Origin of the sequence: Novosphingobium aureum, from assembly GCF_015865035.1 — a bacterium.
Classification (GTDB): Bacteria; Pseudomonadota; Alphaproteobacteria; order Sphingomonadales; family Sphingomonadaceae; genus Novosphingobium; species Novosphingobium aureum.
The window spans coordinates 44,408-64,237 of record NZ_JADZGI010000003.1 but is presented as its reverse complement, the minus strand read 5'-3'; the positions used below and the strand labels follow the sequence as shown (position 1 = coordinate 64,237).

General features: G+C 67.9%; 13 protein-coding genes. 1 reads left to right on the top strand and 12 read right to left on the bottom strand.

What is annotated here, in order from left to right; all coding sequences use genetic code 11:
- Nucleotides 1-409 precede the first annotated feature (409 nt).
- The 9 genes from I5E68_RS15865 to I5E68_RS15825 form a co-directional block, all read right to left on the bottom strand.
- The gene (locus I5E68_RS15865; protein WP_197165808.1) at nt 410-1,189 is read right to left on the bottom strand and encodes an SDR family NAD(P)-dependent oxidoreductase; all 780 of its coding nucleotides are present in this window, start codon (nt 1,187-1,189) and stop codon (nt 410-412) included.
- On the bottom strand, nt 1,186-2,931 hold the full coding sequence (locus I5E68_RS15860; RefSeq protein WP_323982193.1) for an FAD-dependent oxidoreductase: 1,746 nt from the start codon (nt 2,929-2,931) through the stop codon (nt 1,186-1,188). Before I5E68_RS15860 ends, I5E68_RS15865 begins: the two co-directional genes overlap by 4 nt.
- On the bottom strand, nt 2,928-3,395 hold the full coding sequence (locus tag I5E68_RS15855; protein ID WP_197165806.1) for a VOC family protein: 468 nt from the start codon (nt 3,393-3,395) through the stop codon (nt 2,928-2,930). The genes I5E68_RS15860 and I5E68_RS15855 overlap by 4 nt, the downstream gene beginning before the upstream one ends.
- 156 nt (nt 3,396-3,551) lie before the next feature.
- Complete coding sequence (locus I5E68_RS15850; protein ID WP_197165805.1) at nt 3,552-5,237, bottom strand: class I adenylate-forming enzyme family protein; 1,686 nt, start codon at nt 5,235-5,237, stop codon at nt 3,552-3,554.
- Nucleotides 5,238-5,250: 13 nt separating this feature from the next.
- Nucleotides 5,251-6,471 (bottom strand): MaoC family dehydratase, encoded by a 1,221-nt coding sequence (locus I5E68_RS15845; protein WP_197165804.1) that lies wholly within the window; start codon nt 6,469-6,471, stop codon nt 5,251-5,253.
- Nucleotides 6,472-6,483: 12 nt separating this feature from the next.
- Nucleotides 6,484-7,839 (bottom strand): aromatic ring-hydroxylating oxygenase subunit alpha, encoded by a 1,356-nt coding sequence (locus I5E68_RS15840; protein WP_228727274.1) that lies wholly within the window; start codon nt 7,837-7,839, stop codon nt 6,484-6,486.
- A 7-nt stretch (nt 7,840-7,846) separates the two neighbouring features.
- A complete protein-coding gene (locus tag I5E68_RS15835; protein WP_197165803.1) occupies nt 7,847-11,362 on the bottom strand; it encodes an indolepyruvate ferredoxin oxidoreductase family protein in 3,516 nt (1,171 codons plus the stop codon).
- 44 nt (nt 11,363-11,406) lie between these two features.
- The gene (locus I5E68_RS15830; protein WP_197165802.1) at nt 11,407-12,423 is read right to left on the bottom strand and encodes a helix-turn-helix domain-containing protein; all 1,017 of its coding nucleotides are present in this window, start codon (nt 12,421-12,423) and stop codon (nt 11,407-11,409) included.
- Nucleotides 12,424-12,615: 192 nt separating this feature from the next.
- Nucleotides 12,616-13,602, bottom strand: coding sequence for an enoyl-CoA hydratase/isomerase family protein (locus I5E68_RS15825; protein ID WP_197165801.1), 987 nt, complete (start codon nt 13,600-13,602; stop codon nt 12,616-12,618).
- 123 nt (nt 13,603-13,725) lie between these two features.
- Here I5E68_RS15825 and I5E68_RS15820 point away from each other — a divergent pair, with 123 nt between their 5' ends.
- A complete protein-coding gene (locus I5E68_RS15820; RefSeq protein WP_197165800.1) occupies nt 13,726-14,784 on the top strand; it encodes an AraC family transcriptional regulator in 1,059 nt (352 codons plus the stop codon).
- A gap of 40 nt (nt 14,785-14,824) precedes the next feature.
- On the opposite strand, the gene I5E68_RS15815 is transcribed toward I5E68_RS15820, so the two are convergent.
- The 3 genes from I5E68_RS15815 to soxR all read right to left on the bottom strand — a co-directional run bounded on the left by I5E68_RS15815 (nt 14,825) and on the right by soxR (nt 19,650).
- On the bottom strand, nt 14,825-15,775 hold the full coding sequence (locus tag I5E68_RS15815; RefSeq protein ID WP_197165798.1) for a sugar phosphate isomerase/epimerase family protein: 951 nt from the start codon (nt 15,773-15,775) through the stop codon (nt 14,825-14,827).
- A 117-nt stretch (nt 15,776-15,892) separates the two neighbouring features.
- A complete protein-coding gene (locus I5E68_RS15810) occupies nt 15,893-19,132 on the bottom strand; it encodes a glycoside hydrolase family 2 TIM barrel-domain containing protein (protein WP_323982192.1) in 3,240 nt (1,079 codons plus the stop codon).
- Nucleotides 19,129-19,650: a redox-sensitive transcriptional activator SoxR gene (soxR, locus tag I5E68_RS15805; RefSeq protein ID WP_197165796.1), complete on the bottom strand. Its 522-nt coding sequence runs from the start codon at nt 19,648-19,650 to the stop codon at nt 19,129-19,131. The genes I5E68_RS15810 and soxR overlap by 4 nt, the downstream gene beginning before the upstream one ends.
- Nucleotides 19,651-19,830: the final 180 nt, after the last annotated feature.

The window sequence follows — 19,830 nt, the reverse complement described above, 5'->3', positions numbered from 1 at the left end:
CATTGCACGAACCTTCAGGTGCGCAAGCTGCGCGCGTGGCCGTTGAAGCACCCAGTCCGGCGCCCATATAACCTCAGCCAGAAACCTTCAAAGCACTTCTGCGCCAAGCGCTATGTCCGCGTTGCCGATCGTCAAACGAAATGGGGACATGCGTGGAAATGCTCAGGTTAGCGTCTGCTTGTGTCACAAGGTGACAGACCTATGGCCTTACCGGAACGACTTGAGCTGGTCGCGAGCTGCCTGCCGTGAGCGTCAGCTATCCCCGCAGCCCGGCCCAAACCGGACTGTCGCCTTCCGGCCCAACTCAGCCTGAGCGGGTTGGGTGGTGCTTTCTCCTGGCTGTTTGGAAATCACGGCATCAAACGGCCCACAGTCACCTCACACCCCAAGCACCCCCGCCCCCTTGCGCCTACCGCCCCAGCGCCTCGGGTGCGAGGTAGCGGGTGGTCGAGATGCCGCCGTCGACGGCGATGGTCTGGCCGTTGACGAAGCCGGCGCGTTCGCTGCACAGGAAGGCGACCATCTCGGCGATGTCGTCGGCGGTGCAGTCGCGCTTCAGGGGCGTGAGTTCGTGGTTGGTGCGCCGGAAGAAAGGCTCGTCCCAGAAGGCGGCGGTCATGCCGGTCCTGACCACGGTCGGCGCCACGTAGTTGCTGCGGATGCCGCGCGGGCCGTATTCGGCGGCCATGGTCTGCATCAGCCCGATCTGCCCGGCTTTGACCGTGCTGTAGGCGCCGCCGCCCGGCGTTCCGTAAAGCCCCCAGGTCGAGCCGATGAAGACGAAGGCCCCACCCTCCCCCATCGCGCCCAGCGCCTCGCGGCACAGGCGAAACGGTGCGCGCAGCGAGATGTCGAGCACTTCGTCGAGCATGTCGTCGGTGGTCTGGTCCACGGGTCCGAAGTTGAACGAGCCGGCATTGTTGACGACCACGTCGAGCCGCCCGAACGCGGACAAGGCCTGCGCCACCATGCCTGCGGGCGCGGCTTCGTCGCGCAGGTCGGCAACGCAGTAGTCGAAGGCCATCGTATCGCCGAGCCGGTCCTTCAGGGCCGCCAGCGCGCTCTCGGTACGCCCGACGCCGAGCACCGCGACGCCCTCCTCGCCGAGGCGGCGGGTGATCGCCTCGCCGATGCCCCCGGCAGCGCCGGTGACGATGGCGACGCGCGCGATGCCTGCGGGATTGCTCATGCCTCGATCTCCTGTGCCACGCGCCCGCCCGCATTGCCGGCACGCGCGATGATGTCGCTCGCCGCGACGTAACCGAAGGTCAGCGCCGGGCCGATGGTCGCGCCCGCGCCGGGGTAGGAGTTGCCGAAGGGCGAGGCCGCGCAGTTGCCCGCGGCGTAGAGCCCGGCGATGGGCTGCCCATCTGCGTCGAGCACGCGCGCCCGCGCGTCACAGCGCAGGCCCCCCTTGGTGCCGAGATCGCCGTTATTGATCGGCACCGCGTAGAACGGCCCCTTCTCGATCGTGCCGAGACAGGGGTTGGGCGTGACCGAGGGATCGCCGAACATCTGGTCGTAGGCATTGGCGCCGCGTGCGAACTCCTCGTCGATGCCGCTGCGTGCAAAGGCGTTCATGCGCGCCACGCTTGCGGACAGGGCATCGGCGGGAACGTGGATCTTCGCCGCAAGCGCGGCGACGCTCTCGGCGCGGAAGACATAGTGATCCCACCAGTCACCCGGCACCTTGGCATCGGACATGAGGATGTCGGGCATGAGCCCGCCCGCGCTGAACTTGGCGCGGAACTGCGCGTCGAAGATGAGCCAGCACGGGCAGTTCGCCCCGCTCGCCAGCTCGTCCGCGACCATCGCCTGCCCGAAACGGTCGTAGCCCGTGGCCTCGTTGACGAAGCGCACGCCCTTGCGGTTGACGCAAAGGCTGTGCGGACGCCCGACGTCGAAGGCCGCCTGGTGGATTTCGTGGAAGTTGGCAGAACCGGGCATCGGCAACTGCATCGTGGGTATCCACCAGCCCTCGCCGGTATGTTCGGTGCTCGCCCCGATCCGCTCACCCGCGAGCAGCGCCTCGCCGCGATTGGCATCCTCGGGCGTGGAGGAATGGCGGGTCAGGCCGGGGACCGGGTAGAAGCGCTCGCGCAGCTGCTGGTTCCACTCGAAGCCGCCCGCCGCCAGCACCACGCCCAAGCGCGCGGCGATGCGGTAGCGGCGGCCATAGTTGCTGACCTCGATCGCGCCGACGGTGCCGGTGCTCTCGCCCAGCACCAGTTCCTCGAGCCGGGTCTCGGTACGCAGTTCGACGCCGCGCGCGAAGGCCTTCTCGTATAACTCGCCCATCAGCGCCGCGCCTTGCGTGAAGCGGCGGTCGCGGTGGCTGAGCTTGCGCGTCTCGCGGTCGAGCCAGTAGCGGCGATAGATGTTGGCCACGGTCCGCTTCCAGCCCTTCGCCTGCATCATCAGCGTGAAGGTCTCGCTCAGGTCCATGGCGTATTTGCCGAAGAGCTTGAAGCGGTTGTACTGCTCGCGCATCAGCGGATAGCGCGTATCGCCGAGCTTTCGCCCGTCGAAGGTGGGCACCGTGAGCGAACGGTCGGAGCGCGCGCCCGGGGCGTCGGGGAAGTAGTCGGGCCAGACACCTGCCGCGACAGGGACCCCCGTGCCGGTCATGAAGGCGAGCATGCGCGGCGCCTCGTCGACATAGGCCTCGAGCCGCGCGCGATCGACTGGCACGGTGATGTTCGCGTCGAGATAGGCCAGCGCATCCTCGCGGCTGTCCTCCTGCGCGCCGTTCAGCTTGTGGTTGGGCACCCAGAGCACCCCTCCCGAGACCGCAGAGGTGCCGCCGAACTTGCGCTCCTTCTCGATCACCAGCACCGAGAGCCCGGCATCGGCCGCACGCAAGGCCGCCATCGCCCCCGCCGCGCCCGAACCAACCACGACGACATCGTATGTCTCCATGGCCGCGCTCACGAGACCGGCACCTGTGAGAGGTGGGAATCGGGCGGGAAAATGAAGTATTCGATGAAGTGGCCGGTCTCCTCGCGCGCATCGAAATAGGCGTATTCGCCGCCCATCGTCTCGCTCGCGACCGGCACGGCATAGCGTGCGCGCGCCTGTGCCATCGCGTCATCGAAGGCGGCGCGGGTGGAGAAATGCCGCCCGAGGTGATGGAAGCGCTTGGCGTAGCCCGTGTCGGGCAGCCCTGCGCGGTAGACCTCGCAATCACCCGAGACCGGCTCGATCACCTCGAACTGCAGTCCGTTCCTGAAGGCCAGCGCGAAGTGGGCGACGGCACTCCTGCCATCCCCGGTGGCGAATTCGGCCTGCTCCATCTCCATCCACCCGGTGATGCCGTGCTGGGCGGAAAGCTCCGCCATCGCCCGGCGCCAGTCGCTGGTGACATAGGCGTACTGGTAATAGTCGAGTTCGCTCATCGTCCTCTCCGCATGTCCCGCCAGCCGGCATCGTGCTCTGTGCGCGCGGGCCTCCATCTTCGCCGTTAACATCGCCCGCAGATCAGGCGAATGACCCTGAAGGCATTGGCTTTTGTCCGCCCCGGGGGTCAGGGCCCGTTACTCAGGACCCATTGCTCAAGGCGCGGTCGCGGCAAGGCGGCGCTGCGCCATGGCGCGCACTTGCGCGGGGCGGACCTTCTCGTTGCCGGTGATCGCGAAGTCCTCCTCGGTGCACACGAGCACCTCCTTGGGGCACTTGAAGCTCGCCAGCTGCGAACGAAGGTGCGCGAGCAGCGCCTTGCCGTCGATCTCGGCGCCATCGAGCGGGACCAGGCAGGTCACCACGCGCTCGCCCAGCAGGGCATCCTCGACGCCCACGGTCTGCACGCGCTTCACCCCGGGCCAGTTGGCGACGATCTCGTCGATCTCCTCGGGCGCGACATTGGCGCCGCCGGTCTTGATCATCGCGGTCAGACGGCCTTCCCAGTAGAAGCGCCCCAGCGCATCGACGCGTCCGCCGTCGCCGGTGCAGTAGAAGCCTTCGGGATCGAAGCATTGCGCCCCGCTCTTGCCAAGGTAGCCGCTCATCAGCGTCGGCCCCTTGATGCACATCTCGCCATGCTCGCCCTCCGGCACGAGCTCGCGCGTTTGGGGATCGACGATCTTGAGCGTGTTGCCCGGCAAGGGCAGGCCGTAGCTGCCCGCGTAGTCCGCCTCACTCGCGGCGCGGCCGATGCAGGTGCAGGCTGACATGGTCTCGGTGGTGCCGAAGGTCTGGGGCACTTCCCAGTCGGTCGAGACGCTGGGGTGCGCCCAGATCAGCTCGCCGCGCGGCACGTACCTGAGGCTGGAGAGGTCCGCGCCCGCCCAGCCCGGCTCGGCCTGGAGGCGCGCCCACTGGTGCGGGCGGCCATTGGCGAACGTCACGCGTTCCGCCTCGATCACGCGCAGCGCCTCGGCGGCGTCGAAATAGCGCTGGAGCACGATGCACCCGCCGGTCGAAAGCGCCGCGCCGACGACCATCGAGATATTGCCCGACCAGAAGAAGCCGTTGCCGGTCCAGGCCCGCACCGGCTCGTGCATCGCGAAAAGGCGCGGCCAGCGCCACCACTGGATGGCAAAGGCCTGCTGGCTATGGGCGATGCCCTTGGGCGCACTGGTGGTGCCCGAGGAGAAGAAGATGCCGCCCGGGTCTTCGGGCGCGACCATGGCGAGCCTTGCCGCGACCTGCGCCTCGCCGACCCCGGCCCCTTGGGCGAGCCACGCGCGCCATTCGACGATGCCCGAGCCTTCCTGTGCGCCCAGCGCCACCACCTTGCGCAGCGCCGGGTGACGCGTGCCCGGTACCGGGTCGAGAGCAGTGACCATCGCCGCAAAGTCGGTCTTGAGGACCTGCGCCTCCATCAGAAGCGTGGTCACCTGCGATGCACCGAGCAGGTGATCGAGCTCGCCCTGCGTCGAAAAGGTCGAGAGCGCGACCGCGACACCGCCCGCCATGGCGATGCCGAAGAAGGCCGAGAGGAATTCGGGCCGGTTGGTCATGAGGATGCCGATGCGCTCGCCCGGCGCCATGCCTTGCGCGATAAGGGCGCGCGCCACCCCCAGCGCCTCCTCGCGCAGCTCGCGGTAGGACCACGAGAGCCGCTGCGCTTCGGTGTTGAAGCTCACCGCCTCGGCATCGCCATGGCGTGCGCAGACCTCATCCAGGTAACCGCCGATGGTCAGCGCGCCGATGCCCGGCTCTTCGGCAATGGGGATCGCCTCGACCAGCGAGAGGCCGCTTTCGCCCGGCGCGCGGGCCACGAGTTGCGAGAGGTCCATCGCCGCGTGCTCCTCAGCGTGCGCGCGGCAGCGAGACGTCCGCCGTTCCGGTGAGCACGGTATCGCCATCCTGCGTGGTCATGCGGGTCTTGATCCGCACGATCGGCAGGCCATTGGGCCCGGTCTCGATCTTCTCGACGACCTCGCCCTCGACGAAAGTCACGTCGCCTTCGAAGGCGGGTTTGCGAAACTGGGTCTTCGAATGCCAGATGTAGCCCGCGTTGCCCGCCCAGTAGGCGACGTAATCGAGGTGCCAGGCATTCATCGAGGCGCCGTAGCCGTAAGTGCCGCCCATGCCGATCTTCTCGGCCTTGGCCGGGTTGAGGTGTCCGCTCGATGGACCGTAGTAGAGCCCGTCCTTCTGGCGCGGGTCGATCTTCTGCGCCTCGAAGTCGTAGGTCATGTCCTCGTCGAAGCCGGCGTTTTCCTTGGCCGGGTCGCGCATGCCCTCGGGCGGGTTCCAGCGCCAGGTGCCCCAGATGTTCTGGCGGTGCGCGCGGTATTCGAAACCGAAGGTGAGCGGAGTGTGCGGACCGATCACCCGGCGCGGCAACGTGTCGCCAACCGATACGGCGTCCCAATCGGGCGTCGTCCCGGCACGGTTGGAGAGAATCCAGTCGAACCGGATGCGCTCGATCTCTTCCATTTCCTGTGGGGTCCAGCTTTTCACAGCGCGGTTCTGCTTGTCGTAGACCGCGCGCTTGTTGGCTTCCTCGCGCAAGTAGCGGATCGAGGTCGCGCGTTCCTTGGCGAACAAGGTGCCGTCCTCGCGGTAGTGGTAGGTGTCGCCGTCCGAGAACATCGTCGGGCCTGCAAAGCTGGTGTCGGTCACCTTGTAGCCTGCGAAGAAGCGCTCCTGGCGCAAGTGGTCGCCGGGGCGGATACGGTCACCGTAGAACCACCATTCCTCGCCGCCGAAGATCAGGTGCGTGCCGGGCACGTTGCCGATGCACGAGGGGTGGCAGCCGTGGCCGTAGTCCATCGCCACGGTGAAGCTCTGCGGCGCGACCAGCCCGCCGAAGCACGAGGCGCGCGCGGCTTCTTCGTCGTAGTGGACGGGATTGGCGTAATCGAGCGCCTGGACCCAGCGGCGGATTTCGGTCGAGCTGGCAGGGTCCCACATCTCGGCAAAGACGACCTGCTTGCCGACGTACTTGTCGACATCGCTGGTATCGAGCGTGGGTTGCGGCGCGGCGGCGTCCTGCGGGGCGTTCTTGATCTTGGTCTCGGCCATGGATTGCAAGCCTCAGTCGATGGGTTCGGGAGCGCCGCGACCGACGTAGTCGGCGAGCACACGGTGGAAATTGACGATGGCCTTTTCTTCCTCGGGACTTGGGTAGATGCCCGGGAAGGCGCGATCGCGAAGGCCCTGCTGCACCGCCTCCATGTTCGAGAAATCCTGGCACAGCACCTTGCGCCAGGCTTCCTCGGTCATCTCGGGGCGGTAGAGATTGTCGGGGCGCGGCTCGGCGCCCTCCGGGAATTTCTCGAGCGTGTAGACCTCGAAGATGCAGCGGTTAGGATCGGTGCCGTCGGGCCGCGCGCGGTAGCACAGCGCGAAGACCGGCCCGTGGACGATCACCGTGTTGGGGAAGATGTGCAGCACGTTGCCGACCTTGGCGAAGTGCGCCGGATCGATCGCGGGCCACAGTACCCCGCGCTTGGCATCTTCCTCGATGGTGCGCTTCATCAGGTGCATCTGCACCTCGTGTGCCGGGGTGCCCTCGGGCAGTTCCTCGGGCAAGCGGTTGGCGACATCGACCATGGTCTGCGTGGTGGTCGCGTTGACCTCTTCCCACAGCTGGTTGAGCGAATGCTTCAGTCCCTCGCGCATGTCGGCGGCACCGGCCGCGCCGCTGCTCGCCCCGCCCGACCCCTCGCGCGCGGCCGAGCCGAACACGCCGTGCAGGCCCCAGGCATCGCTCCAGGTCGGCTTGGCCGAGAACTTGGTCAGCTGCGGGTGCGTGCCCGCGACGTGGTAGCCTTCGTTGAAGGCCTCGACCGCGACCTTCCAGTTGCAAGGGAAATGCAGGTACTGGCGCCAGCGATAGCGCATCGTCTCGAAGGCGAAGGGCGCGAGGTTGGTCGCGGCCTCGCCCATGTAGTCCGCGAGCGGCGCGGCCTCGAGGTCCATGTTGACGAAGACCCAGCCGCCCCAGGTATCGACCTGGACCGGCAGCAGCGGCACGTCCTCGCGGCCCAGCGCCTCGCCCCATGCCTCGCCGCGGGTCATGCCGATGCACTGGCCTTCCAGGTCCCAGCTCCAGGCGTGGAACGGGCAGGTGAGCCGCGCCTTGTTGCCGCAGCCCTGCGTCAGGCGGCGGGCGCGGTGGCGGCAGACATTGTGGAAGGCACGCAAGGTGCCCTCCTTGCTGCGCAGCACGATCACCGAATCATCGACGATGTCGTAAGTGACGTAGTCGCCGGGCTTTTCCAGTTCCTCCTCGCGGCAGGCCACCTGCCAGACGCGCGGCCAGAGCCTTTCGGCTTCCTCGCGGGCATAGTCGGGGTCGACATAGGCCTCGGCGCCGATGCGCACGGGGCGGTCGACCAGACGGCGGCTTGTCTTGCCTTGCGCGTTCATCGCCAGATCCTCTTCCATGGTTTTTCTAGGCCGCCCCTTGCTCTTGCGGAAGCGCGCTGGCGCTGGCCGGGCCCTGCGGGCAAGCTTGATCGCCCCCACGGTCAATCGCGCGTCCGGCTTGGGCCTCTTCCTGCGCCACGAGCGCGCGCCAGGCGGCAATGCCCTCGGCCTTGACCGGACCGTAGCCGCGGATAAGCGCGGCCCCTTGCGCGATGCGCGTCGCCGCCGCGAGATCGCCTGCCGCCAGCGCACGCTCGAGCACGGCGAGATACTCGCCCGGCAGCGCGCGTTCCTCGGCGCGCTCGCGGGTATGGCCGAAGGGATCGAGCCATGTCCCGCGCAGCCGCCTGCCCTTCGCCAGCAAGGGCATGACGCGCAGCATCCACCCCCCGAAGCGGACCTTGCGCGGCCGTCCGGTCAGCGCGTCGCGCCCGAGCGGGAGCAGCGGCGGGGCGAGGTTCAAAGAGAGCCTGACGTCGCCGTCGAAGGCCTCACCGATCCCTTGTGCAAACGCTGGCGAAGCAAAGAGGCGTGCGACCTCATATTCGTCCTTGTAGGCCATGAGGCGGGCCAGCTGCTGCGCGGCGGCGAGCAGCAAGGGCTGCGTATCCTCGCCATCGCCCCAGCGCCCGCCCGCCTTGACCTGAAGGTCTGCGATGCGTGTGCGGTAAAGCTGCGCCAGTGCCTCGTCCTGATAGTCCGCGAGATGCCTGGCGCGGCTCTCGAGCATGGCTTCGAGCGTTTGCGGGACTTGCGCCGCCGTCTCGCCCAGCCCGCCCAGCCTTTCGGCTGCCGCGCGGTCGTGCGCGGCGAGACGGCCCAGCGCGATCGCGCGGCGGTTGGCGGCGACGGCGGTGCCGTTCAGCACCAGCGCCTCGTCGAGCGCTTCGAGCGAAACCGGCAGCACGCCCGCCTGCGCGGCAAGGCCCAGCATCACGAAATTGGCGAAGATCGCATCGCCCAGAACCCGCGTGGCGAGCGTCGTCGCCTCGATGACCATCGTGCGCGCGGGATCGCCGCGCTGCGCCAGCGCATCGAGGAAGCGGCGCGAAGAGAGATCGAGCGAGGGATTGGACTGGAACTCGCCGGTCGGCACGACGTCCTCGTTGGCGATGAGGCAAGTCCCGGCCCCCTGTGCCGCGAGCACTTCGGGCGCGGCTGCAACGACGAGGTCGCAGGCGATCACCACGTCGGCCATGCCGGTGCCGATGCGCGCGCTGGGCACGGCGTCGAGATCTTGGGCTATGCGCAAGTGGCTGACCACCGCCCCGCCCTTCTGCGCCATGCCGGTCATGTCGAGCAGCTTGGCCGCCCTGCCCTCGATCTGCGCGGCCATCGCCAGCACCGCACCCACGGTGAGCACCCCGGTACCGCCGATCCCGGTGACGAGCAGGTTCCAGCCCCCCTCCCCCGGCTCGGCGCGGGCAGGTTCGGGCAGCGCCGCTACCATCGCATCGAGCGCACCGAGATCGCCCGCGCGCCGCGCCGGTGTGCCCCCCTCGACCGTAACGAAGCTCGGGCAGAAGCCCTTGATGCACGAGAAGTCCTTGTTGCAGCTCGACTGGTTGATGCGCCGCTTGCGCCCCATCCCGGTCTCGACCGGCTCGACGCTGAGGCAGTTGGACTGCACCGAACAGTCGCCGCAGCCCTCGCATACCGCCGGGTTGATGTAGAGGCGCATGTCGGGATCGCTCGCAAGGCCCCGCTTGCGGCGGCGGCGCTTCTCGTTGGCGCAGACCTGTTCGTAGATGAGGGCGCTGGTCCCTGCGACCTCGCGCAACTCGCGCTGCAGGCTGTCGAGCTCGTCGCGGTGATGGACGCGCACTTGCGGCGGCAGCCCGGTGCCGCGATGGCGTGCCGGGTCCTCGCTCAGCAGCACCACCGGCGAGACCCCCTCGGCCAGCAGTTCGGCAGCGATCTGCGCAGGGCTGAGCGCGCCCTCCATCGGCTGACCGCCGGTCATCGCGACCGCGTCGTTGTAGAGGATCTTGAAGGTCACGTTGCTGCGCGCGGCGACCGAGGCGCGGATCGTGAGCAGGCCCGAATGGGTATAGGTGCCATCGCCCAGGTTCTGGAAATAATGCGGCGTGTCGACGAAATGCTGCGCCGCGACCCAGGGCATGCCCTCGCTGCCCATGCCGACCGTCTGCATGGTGCGGCGCGCGGGCATGTAGTGCGCAAGGCCATGGCACCCGGTCGCCCCCATCGCGCCGCTGCCCTCGGGCACGCGGGTCGAACGGTTGTGCGGGCAGCCGGAGCAGAAGTAGGCGGGACGCGCGGCAATCGCGCGCAGGTCCGCGGTGGCCGCATCGGCTTCGCTCAGCATCGCGGCGCGCGCGGCCAGGGCATCGTCGACATGGCCCAGCGCTCCAAGGCGCTGCACGATCGCGCGGCGCACCCGCGCCGCGTCGAGCACGCCGGCACCGGACAGCAGCGCCTCGCCCCCCGGCGCGTGCTTGCCCGTGAGTGCAGGCGCATCGGCAAGGCCATAGAGCACGCGTGCGAGCTGGTCCTCGATCCAGCCGCGCTTTTCCTCGACCACCATGACCTCGCGCGCGCCGGCGCAGGCCTCGCGCGCGAAAAACGGGTCGATCGGCCAGGTCAGCGCGAGCTTGACCGCGGCAATGCCCAGCTTGCGGCAGCGCGCCTCGTCGAGGCCGAGATCGAGCAGCGCCTGCGCCACGTCGAGCCAGGCCTTGCCCGCAGTGACGATGGTGAGCGCAGCTCCTTGCCTGCCGTGCGTCAGCCGGTCCATCGCGTTGGCGCGCACGAAGGCCTGCGCCGCAGCAAGGCGATGCTCGACGGTCAGCGCTTCCTGCTCGAGCGCGGGCATGCCTTCGCGCAGGTTCAGGGCGGGGCCCTCGCGATGGGGCACGTGGATCGGAAAGGTCCAGCCCGGCAGCTGCACACTCGAGGTCAGGTCGAGCGTGTCGGTGATCGTCTTGAACCCGCAATAAGTCCCGGCATGGCGCGAGAGCGCCCAGCCGAGCTGGCCGTAACGCAGGATCTCTTCGGTCGTTGCGGGATAGAGCGTGGGAATGAGCGCGGCGGCAAGGTTCTGGTCGGACTGGTGCGCGCTGGCCGAGCTCTTCGCACCGTGATCGTCGCCCGCAAGCAGCAACACACCGCCCTTCGCGCTCGATCCTTCGAGGTTGCCGAGCTTGAGCGCCTCGTGCGCGCGGTCGACGCCGATGCCCTTGGCGTACCACAGCGCGAAGACGCCATCGACGCGCGCCTTGCCGAACCAGTCGAGCTGCTGCGTGCCGCGCAGCGACGTCGCCGCCAGTTCCTCGTTGAGTCCGGGCTCGAAGCGCACGTCGTGCTCCTTAAGCAGCGAAGCCGCCGCCCAGAGCTGCGCATCGAGCGTCGTCACCGGCGAGCCGCGGTAGCCGGTGACGTAGCCCGCGCTCGACAGGCCCGCCGCACGGTCGCGGCGCGACTGGTCGAGCAGCAGGCGCACGAAGGCCTGCAGCGCGCCGATCATCACCGGGCCGTCCGCCTGCCGGTACTTGTCGTCGAGTTTGACGATGGTCTTGGTCAAGCCGCTTCCTCTTCGTCCTGCCGCCAGCCCTGCCGCCGGAGCGGTCAGTGAAGCGCTGCGCCCAGCTGCGGCGCGGTGGCTTCGCGGTCGTTGGCAGCAAGCGTCATCGCGCTGTCGCGAAAGTCGCGCGGGTTCTGGCCGAACACGCTCTTGAACTTGCGGCTGAAGTGCGCCGTGCTCTTGAAGCCGACCCCATAGGCGATCTCGGCGATGGCGACGTCGCGCGGGTGACTGGCGGCGAGCCATTCGCGCGCCATCTCGAGCCGGCGGCTCCACACCAGTTCGGAAAAGGTCTTGCCGGTGCCCTGCAGCAACAACGAGAGATAGCGCTGGCTCACCCCGCAGCCCTTGCTCACCATGCCGGTGCACAAGTTGGGGTCGGACAAGTGTACCTCGATGAAGCGCAGCACTTCGTCGAGCCGCTGTTCGGAGAGGCTCTGTCGCGCCGAGCCTTCCTTGCGCGATGCGCCCAGCGCACGCCCCGCCAGCGCGATCGCGGCCTCTACGATGATGCGTGCCGCATCTTCCTCGAGCGCATCGTCATCGAAGACCTGGGTGAGCATCTGGCGCGCGATCGCGATTTCGCGCGACTGCTCGCCGACGAAGCCGCAAGGGCCGGTCTCGCTCTCGAGATGCTTGCGCAGCAGGTGCGCAGGAACCGTCAGGTGCAGGATCTCGTGCGCCCCGCAGTCCGCGGGCTGCAGCTCGATGAAGAACGGCGACATCGAGCGGGTGAGCAAGAACTCGCCCTCGCCGACGACGCGCTGCCCGGCCTGGTTGGAGAAGACCAGCGCACCGCGCCGCACGAACCACAGCACGCCAAGGTCGGTCGCATCCTCGCGGATGTGCTTGCGGGTGCGGCGGAAGAACTGGCGCGTCGCCGCGCTGGTGTCGATGATCGTGTAAGGCCCGATCGCGCGGCGGCGCGCGCTGACCTCTACCGCCGCGCTGTCGTCGACCCAGTATTCGCCATCGTAGTACTCGCGCCGGTGCGTGCCGCGAAAGAGCTGCTGGCACTTGCGGTAATTGCCCGCATCGAGCGTGAAGAGCGGTTCGGACATCGACATCTCCCGTGATCGGCCCCACCGCCCTGGACGCAGTGGGTTTTCGCCGGGCCTTGTTCCCGCCCGGTCAATCTATGTGCATGCTAGGCCAGGGAGCGCGCTGCCCGACACGCCGGATGCGCAGGCCTATCGACAATCAGCGCAGGGGATTGGCAGTGCAGAGGACTGGCAGCGCAGGGCAGCGCCCGCTCACTCCTTCGCGGCGCGGCCCTGGCGCGAGAGGCGCCACTCTGGCGGATAGGAGCGGTCGTTGTTCTTCACCGCCTTGGCTATCCCCTCGTTGAAGGCATCCCCGCCCAGGTCCACCGCGGTCTCGCGGTCGGGCTTCATCGCCGGCAGCATACCCTCAAGCCACCCGGTCAGAAGACTGCCGAGGTATTCGCCGCGATACTGCTTGTAGGCCTCCATGAAGGTCTTTTGCGCGACCACCACGTCGACCGGGCGGGAGCGGGCACAGGCATCGGCGTACTTGTCGACCTCGGCCTCGAGGTCCTCGCGCGCGACGACGCTGTTGAGAAAGCCGCACTTGTCCATTTCCGCTGCGGTGAAGGGACGCCCGGTGAAGACCATCTCGGCGAACTTGCGGTAGCCGATCGTCTCGAGCCAGGTCCACATGCGCGGCCCCCACCCGGCATAACGGAACGAGGGATGGCCGAAGAGTGCATCGTCCGAGGCGATCACCAGGTCGGCATCGCCGCACTGGTAGAAGTGCCAGCCATAGCAGTAGCCCTTGGCCTCGACGATGCTGATCTTCTTGAATTCCTGCAAGGGACGGATCCCCGAGGCGCCCTTGGCGTAATAGTCGGTGAGGTGGTGCAGGTGCCGGTAGGAGCCCTTGGGCGGCCAGGCGACATCCTCGTCCGGCTCGATCTCGAGGTCCGGCAGGAAGCTCTCGCCCTCCTTGGGGTTGAGGTACATGTCGCCGTGCTCGTCGATGTCGGCTCCGGTGCCGAAGTCCTCGCCCTCGCCGCGGATCACCAGCACCTTGACCTCGTCGTCGACATTGGCGCGGTGGACGTAGTCGGCAAAGAGCATGCGCGTGCCGATGGTCAGCGCATTGCCGCGATCGGGCCGGTCGATGGTGATCGTGGCGATGCGACGGGTGCGGTCCTTGTCATAGCGGATGTACTTGCGCGCATCCTCGCGGTGCGCGCGCGGCGACTTCATCTCGGCCATCGTGTCCTCTCCAGGCTTGTTGTGCGTGAAGCTGCCAGCTTGGCTCGCGGCCTGTATAGATCGCCCGTGCAGTGCGATGGACATTGGACGCAAAGCACGCCGCGCGGTAGATTGACCGGCATCATGCCCGTCGATCCCATCTTCTTCGGCATCGAAGGCCCGCTCGACGGCACGCCCGGCGAAGGCCAGTTGCGTGCCGCCAACCTGCGGGGCTTCTCCGACTACACCCGGCGGCGCGACGCCGACCCGCGCCGTATCCTCGAGCGCCACGGCATCGACATGCGCGCGCTGTCCGATCCCGACAGCTACGTCGGCGCGCAGGCACTGGTCGACACCTTCGAATACTGCAGCGAACTCTTCGCCGATCCGCTGTTCGGGATGCACCTCGCGCAGGAACAGGACGCGGAAGTCTTCGGCTGCATCACCGCACTGGCGCGTTCGGCATCGGACCTGCGCACCGCGATCGGCGCGCTGACCGACTACCTGCCCATCGTCCACTCGCCCGAAGCCGCGCCCGAACTGCTCGAGGGCGAGAACGGCGCCGAACTGCGCTGGGGCGTGGTCCACGATCTCGGCGTCAACGACCAGGCCAACCTGCAGGCGGTGGTGCTGCAGATGAAGCTGCTGCGCCAGATCGGGGGCGCGCATTTCCAGCCGCGCTACGTCGAACTGGCGGTGGCTCCGCGCGGCGATGACGTGACCGAGATCGAACGTGCGCTCGGCTGCCAGCTGCGCACCCGCTCGCACATCAACGCCATCGGCTTTGCCGCGAGCCAGCTCGACAATCCGGTGCCCAGCGCCAACCGGCTGCTCTATCGCCTGCTCGGCGGCTACCTAGACCGGGTCAAGGCGGCCAACCGGATCAGCTTCGCGCAGCGGGTGCGCGACTACGTGCGCGGCGACCTGCCCAAGGGCAACTGCTCGATCGAGCGCTGCGCCGAGAAGTTCGGCATCTCGGTGCGCACCTTGCAGGGGCGTCTCGCCGAAGAGGACACGAGCTTCAGCGCGCTGATCGAGGACGTGCGCATCACGCTCGCCAAAGTCTACCTGCAGCGCCCCGATTCCACGCTCGATCAGGTGGCGGAATGGCTCGGCTACGGCGAGCAGACCAGTTTCGGGCGCGCCTTCAAGCGCTGGACCGGCACCACCCCGCAGAAGTTCCGCCAGTCGCTGCTCGGCTAAGTCGCTGCTCGGCTGAGCAGTCAGGGGCGCGCCGTCACCCTCAGCGCATCGTGGAGAAATTCTCGGCGCTGATCGCCAGCGATTCGAACCGGCCGGTGGTGAACGGCGGCTCCTGCTCGACGTAGAAGTGGCGCACGCCCGCTGCATAGGCGGCGGGCAACAGGCGGGGCCAGTCGATCTTGCCAAGCCCCACTTCGGCCGGGTCCTGCCGGAAGGCGAAGTTGGGCACCGTGCTCGCCTTGATGTCCTTGACGTGCATCTGGCGCACCCGGCCCTTCAGGCCCGAAACGAAGGCCACCGGGTCGATCCCCGCCGCCGCGACCCAGCCAGCATCGACCTCGAAGTCGACGAGCGCGGGATCGGTCTCGTCGAGGATGATCTGCCAGCCACTCGTGCCATCGACCGGGCCGAACTCTGCGTTGTGGTTGTGATAGGCAAGGCGCAGGCCCTCGGCCTTCAGTGCCTTGCCGCGCGCGTTGAGCAGGCTGGCGGTGTCCTGCCACAGCGCCCTGCCCTTCACGGCGACGGCACGCGCGAGCCAGTCCTGCATTACCTCTCCATCGCGGCGCGCGATGTCCGATGGCCAGATGAAGGTGGGCAGGACCACGTTGCGAATACCCAGCACGGCAAGGTCGGCGGCTATGCGACGCGCATCCTCGTCGCTGCGCCCGATCAGCTGGTCGGAAAGGTGGATGCTGGTGAAGGTCAGCCCCGCCGCGTCCGCAGCTTCGCGAAGCTGCGCCGGGCTATGGCCGTGGTAGCCGGCCAGCTCGATCGTACGATAGCCCATCCCCGCCAGCCGCGCGAAGGTCCCCGCAAGGTCCTCGCTGGCCGCCGCGCCAACGGTATAGAGCTGCATGCCGAGAGGCAGCCCCTTCGCGGCAAGGAACGGCGCGCTGCTGTCCAGCGCACTGGCCGCGAACCCGGGAAGCATAGCCGCACCAGCGAGGGCCGCGCCGGTGCCCAGCAGCTGGCGGCGGGAAGTGGTCATCGGCATCGGTCGAACTCTCCGTCTCGTGTCGCAAGGGTCCTTACCAGCACCACGTGCGGCGAAGGTCCAGAAGCCAGGCCCGCATTCTCCGTCAGCCGGGTGCGCGCTGGAGCCGGATCAGCTATCGCCGCCGGGCAGCGCGCCCGCTGTCGCCGCTCCCGAAGTCGGGGTCAGGCGCAAGGTGAAGGTGGTTGGCTCGACTTTCGGGCGATAACGCGCCAGCGGCTTGCCCTCCTCGCTCCACTGCGTGTCGCCGCCCAGCCCCCATTGCGCGGCGTCGACCAGCAGCGTGCCGTGATCGTGCGGCCGGATGTCGCTCGATTTCCAGGTTCCGGGCGCGCGCGGATAGAGATCGGAATAGGGGAAGGCGAGCGCGTTCATCATCAGTGGCCGGTCGCCCGCGACGCGAACGCCCCGCCCTGCTCCGCTCAGCTCCATCCAGCGCACACCGGTCTTGTTGCCGGTCTCCTGCGGCCGGATATAGTCGTGGTCCTGATCGGCAAGCGCCCCGCGCCACAGGCCGACCGGTGCCGAGCTCTGGCGATCGACGTAGCTCTCGTGCGGGCCACGCCCGTACCACTCGACCGTATCGAGTTCCATGGGCAGGTCGAAGGCGAGACCGATCCGGAAAGGTGGTGGCAGGTCGGCGGCGAGCGGCTCGAAATGCGCGCTCACCTCGACCGAGCCGTCACCGGCCATGCGATAGCGATTCTCGAAACCCGCCTGCCCACTGCCCAGCGTGAAGGCGACGGTGACCTCTCGCCCGCCCCCCGCCACGCTGGCGATGCGCAGTGCGGTGACGGTACGCTGCTCGCTCAGCGTCTTCCAGACCGCGAGCTGCTCGCCGGTGCGCGTGCCCTTGTTGCTGTCGGTCAGCGCGCGCCAGAAATAGGGCGCGCCGCCCTCGAGGAGCACCCGGCCTGCGTCCGAGTAGCTGCGCACGAGACCGGTCTTGCGACTGATCGCGAGAGAAGCCCCGCCGGCGGAGAGCACGACCTCGCCATCGCTGTCGGCAAGCGCGACCTTGCCTGCGACCTGCGCGGGAAGAGACGGTGTCGCCTCGTCCAGCGCAAACTGTTCGAAGGCGACCACGTGTCCTGCCTCGACCAGCGGGATCTGGCCTTCGCCAGCGTGTGCCTCGACCGTCACGAAGTATTCGGCGCCCGGCTTACGCACGAAGCTGTCCAGCGGCAGCGTCATCGTCGTGCTGGCACGCGCGGCGGCATCGGGCGCGGGCAAGGCACCGCGGGCGACGCTCACTCCGTTTTCCTGCAGGCTCCATTCGAACACATAGCCCGACAGGTCAGCGAAGTCCTGCCAGTTGTGAACGCTGAGCGTACCCGTGGCCCGGTCGAGGCCGGAGAACCCGAGCGGGGCATAGACCTTGCGCAGTTCGTGCAGCGCGGGATTGGGGGTGCGGTCGGACTGGATGATCCCGTCGCCGAACTCGATGTCGCCGCCCGGGTTCGGACCGTATTCGCTGCCGTCTGCCCAGTAGCGCGTGCCGTCCCCGGTATAGCCGAACATCGACTGATCCACCCAGTCCCAGATGAAGCCGCCCTGGAGCTTGTGCGGGTGGGCGTGGACGGTATCCCAGTACTCGGTCAGGTTGCCGCCCGAGTTGCCCATCATGTGCGCGTACTCGCACTGGATCATCGGCTGGCGATAGGACCAGTTGGTCGCGTAGTCGTCCATCTTAGCCGCGGGGTCGTACATCGGCGCGTAGATGTCGGCATACCAGTTCACGCGGTGGTCGCCGAAGGGCAGCGGGCCCCAGCCCAGGTAGCTGATCAGGCGGCCGGGATCGCGGTGCCGGGTCGCCTTTGCCGCGTCCTCGAAGGTCGGACCGATGCCCGCCTCGTTGCCCAGCGACCAGAACAGGATCGAGGGATGGTTCTTGTCGCGCTCGACCATGTTCGCGACGCGCGCGAGGTGAGCTGCCTTCCACGCCGGGTCGAAGCCGATCTGGTACTTCGCCCGCTCCTCGGGGTGGCGGTTGCCATAGTCCATGTACTGATGGCTCTCGATGTTGGCCTCGTCCATGACGTAGAGGCCATAGCGGTCCGCCAGCTCGTAGATGTAGGGATCGTTGGGATAGTGCGCGGTGCGCAGGGCGTTGACGTTGTTCGCCTTCATCAGCTGCACGTCGCGTTCCATCGAGGCGCGCGAGATCACGTGGAAGGTCTCGGGATCGTGCTCGTGGCGATTGACGCCCCTGATCGTGATCGGCTTACCGTTGACCGCCACCTGCCCGTCCAGCATCTCTACCACGCGAAAACCGATGCGGGTCGGCGTGGCCTGCACAAGCCTTCCGCCATCGTCGAACAGCTCGACCAGAAGCGTGTAGAGATTTGGCGTCTCCGCGCTCCAGCGGCGTACCTCGGGGACGTCTCCGGAAAGCGTCACGCCCTGTTCGGTGGCACTCTTCGCCAGCTTCGCCTCGCGCGTCAGGACCGCCTTCTCACCGTCAAGCAGCGTAATGCGCGCAAGTGCCGCACTGCCCGGCGTCAGCGCCAGGTCGACGGCAAGCTCGCCCGTGCGATAGGCCGCGTCGAGCCCGGCGTGCGCGAAGACATCGCGCACCCGGCGCGTGGGGACCGCCTTCAGGTAGACCGACCGCTCGATCCCCGAAACGCGCCAGAAGTCCTGATCTTCGAGATAGGAACCGTCGGACCAGCGAAAGACCTGGATCGCGATGGTGTTCGTCCCCGGCTTCAGCGCCCCGGTCACGTCGAATTCGGAGGGCAGCTTGCTGTCCTGCGCATAGCCGACCTTCTGGCCGTTGACCCACACGTAGTAGGCCGAGCCCGCAGCGCCGATATGGAGGATCACCCGGTCGCTTCCTGACCAGCCGGGCGGCAGCGAAAAATCGCGCCGGTACGAGCCGACCGGGTTGGTCCGGTGCGGGATCAGCGGGCGGTTTGCCGGAAACGGATAGATCCAGTTGTTGTAGCGCGCCTGCCCGAAGCCCTCGGCCTGCCAATCTGCGGGCACCGCGATGTCCTTCCAGCCCGATACGTCGTATCCGGGTCTCTCGAAGCCATCGGGCAGCGCATCGGCCCCGGGCGAGAAGGCAAACTTCCAGGTGCCGTCGAGATCGAGATAGCGACGCGATGCGCGCGGATCGCCGGCGAGCGCAGCGGCACGGCTCTCGTAGGGAAAGCCGCTGGCGCTGGCGGGCAATGTCCCTTGCGCGAAGACCGCCGGGTTCTCCCAATCGGGTCTCGCGGGGTCGACCTGCACCGGCTGCACCTCGACCTGCGCACTGGCCGCATGGTGCCAGCCCGAGGCGAAAAGCGCCGGAGCCATGACCACTGCAATCTTGCGTGCGAACTTCCTGTCGGCCTTCGTATTCACCCAATCCCCGTTTCTCGTTCGGCCGATGTCGCGGCCCGGTTGCTCGTTGCTTCTTCGTCTGCGTTCGTCTGGCCCGGCACGGTGAGCAGCTGCGGGCCACTGCCCTCGTCCCCCAGCATGTCGTCCGGGTTGCGCAAGGGGCAGTCCGTCATGGACAGGCAGCCGCACCCAATGCAAGAGCCCAGTCGATCACGCAACTGGGTGAGCGCGGCAATGCGCTCGTCGAGCATCGCATGCCAGTCCCGGCTGATCTGCGCCCACTCGGCGACGGTGATCGGGGTGTGCGGAAAACGGTCGAGATGTTCGCGCACGAGCGCGAGCGGCACCCCCGCCTGCTGCGCCACGCGGATGATCGCGACGCGGCGCAAGGTGCTGCGCGCATAGCGCCGCTGGTTGCCGCCGGTGCGCCAACCCTCGATCAGCTGCTTCTTCTCGTAGAAATGGATCGTGGATACCGCCACGCCACTGCGGCGCGCGAGCTCGCCCACGGTAAGCGCCTTGTCCCGATCGAGCGGCATGGCCCTGATTCCTCCCCCGGTTCGACGCGTCGCCCTGGCGCGGCGCGCACGGCTTGCTTGCCCCTGTTTGCCCGATGCCACACAAAGCGCTTGACCTCAACCATTGTTGAGGTTGTAGCAAGAGTGTCGGACCGGCCCGCGCAGGGCACGATCCAGCGTAACCAGAGCGTTCGGAGCCGA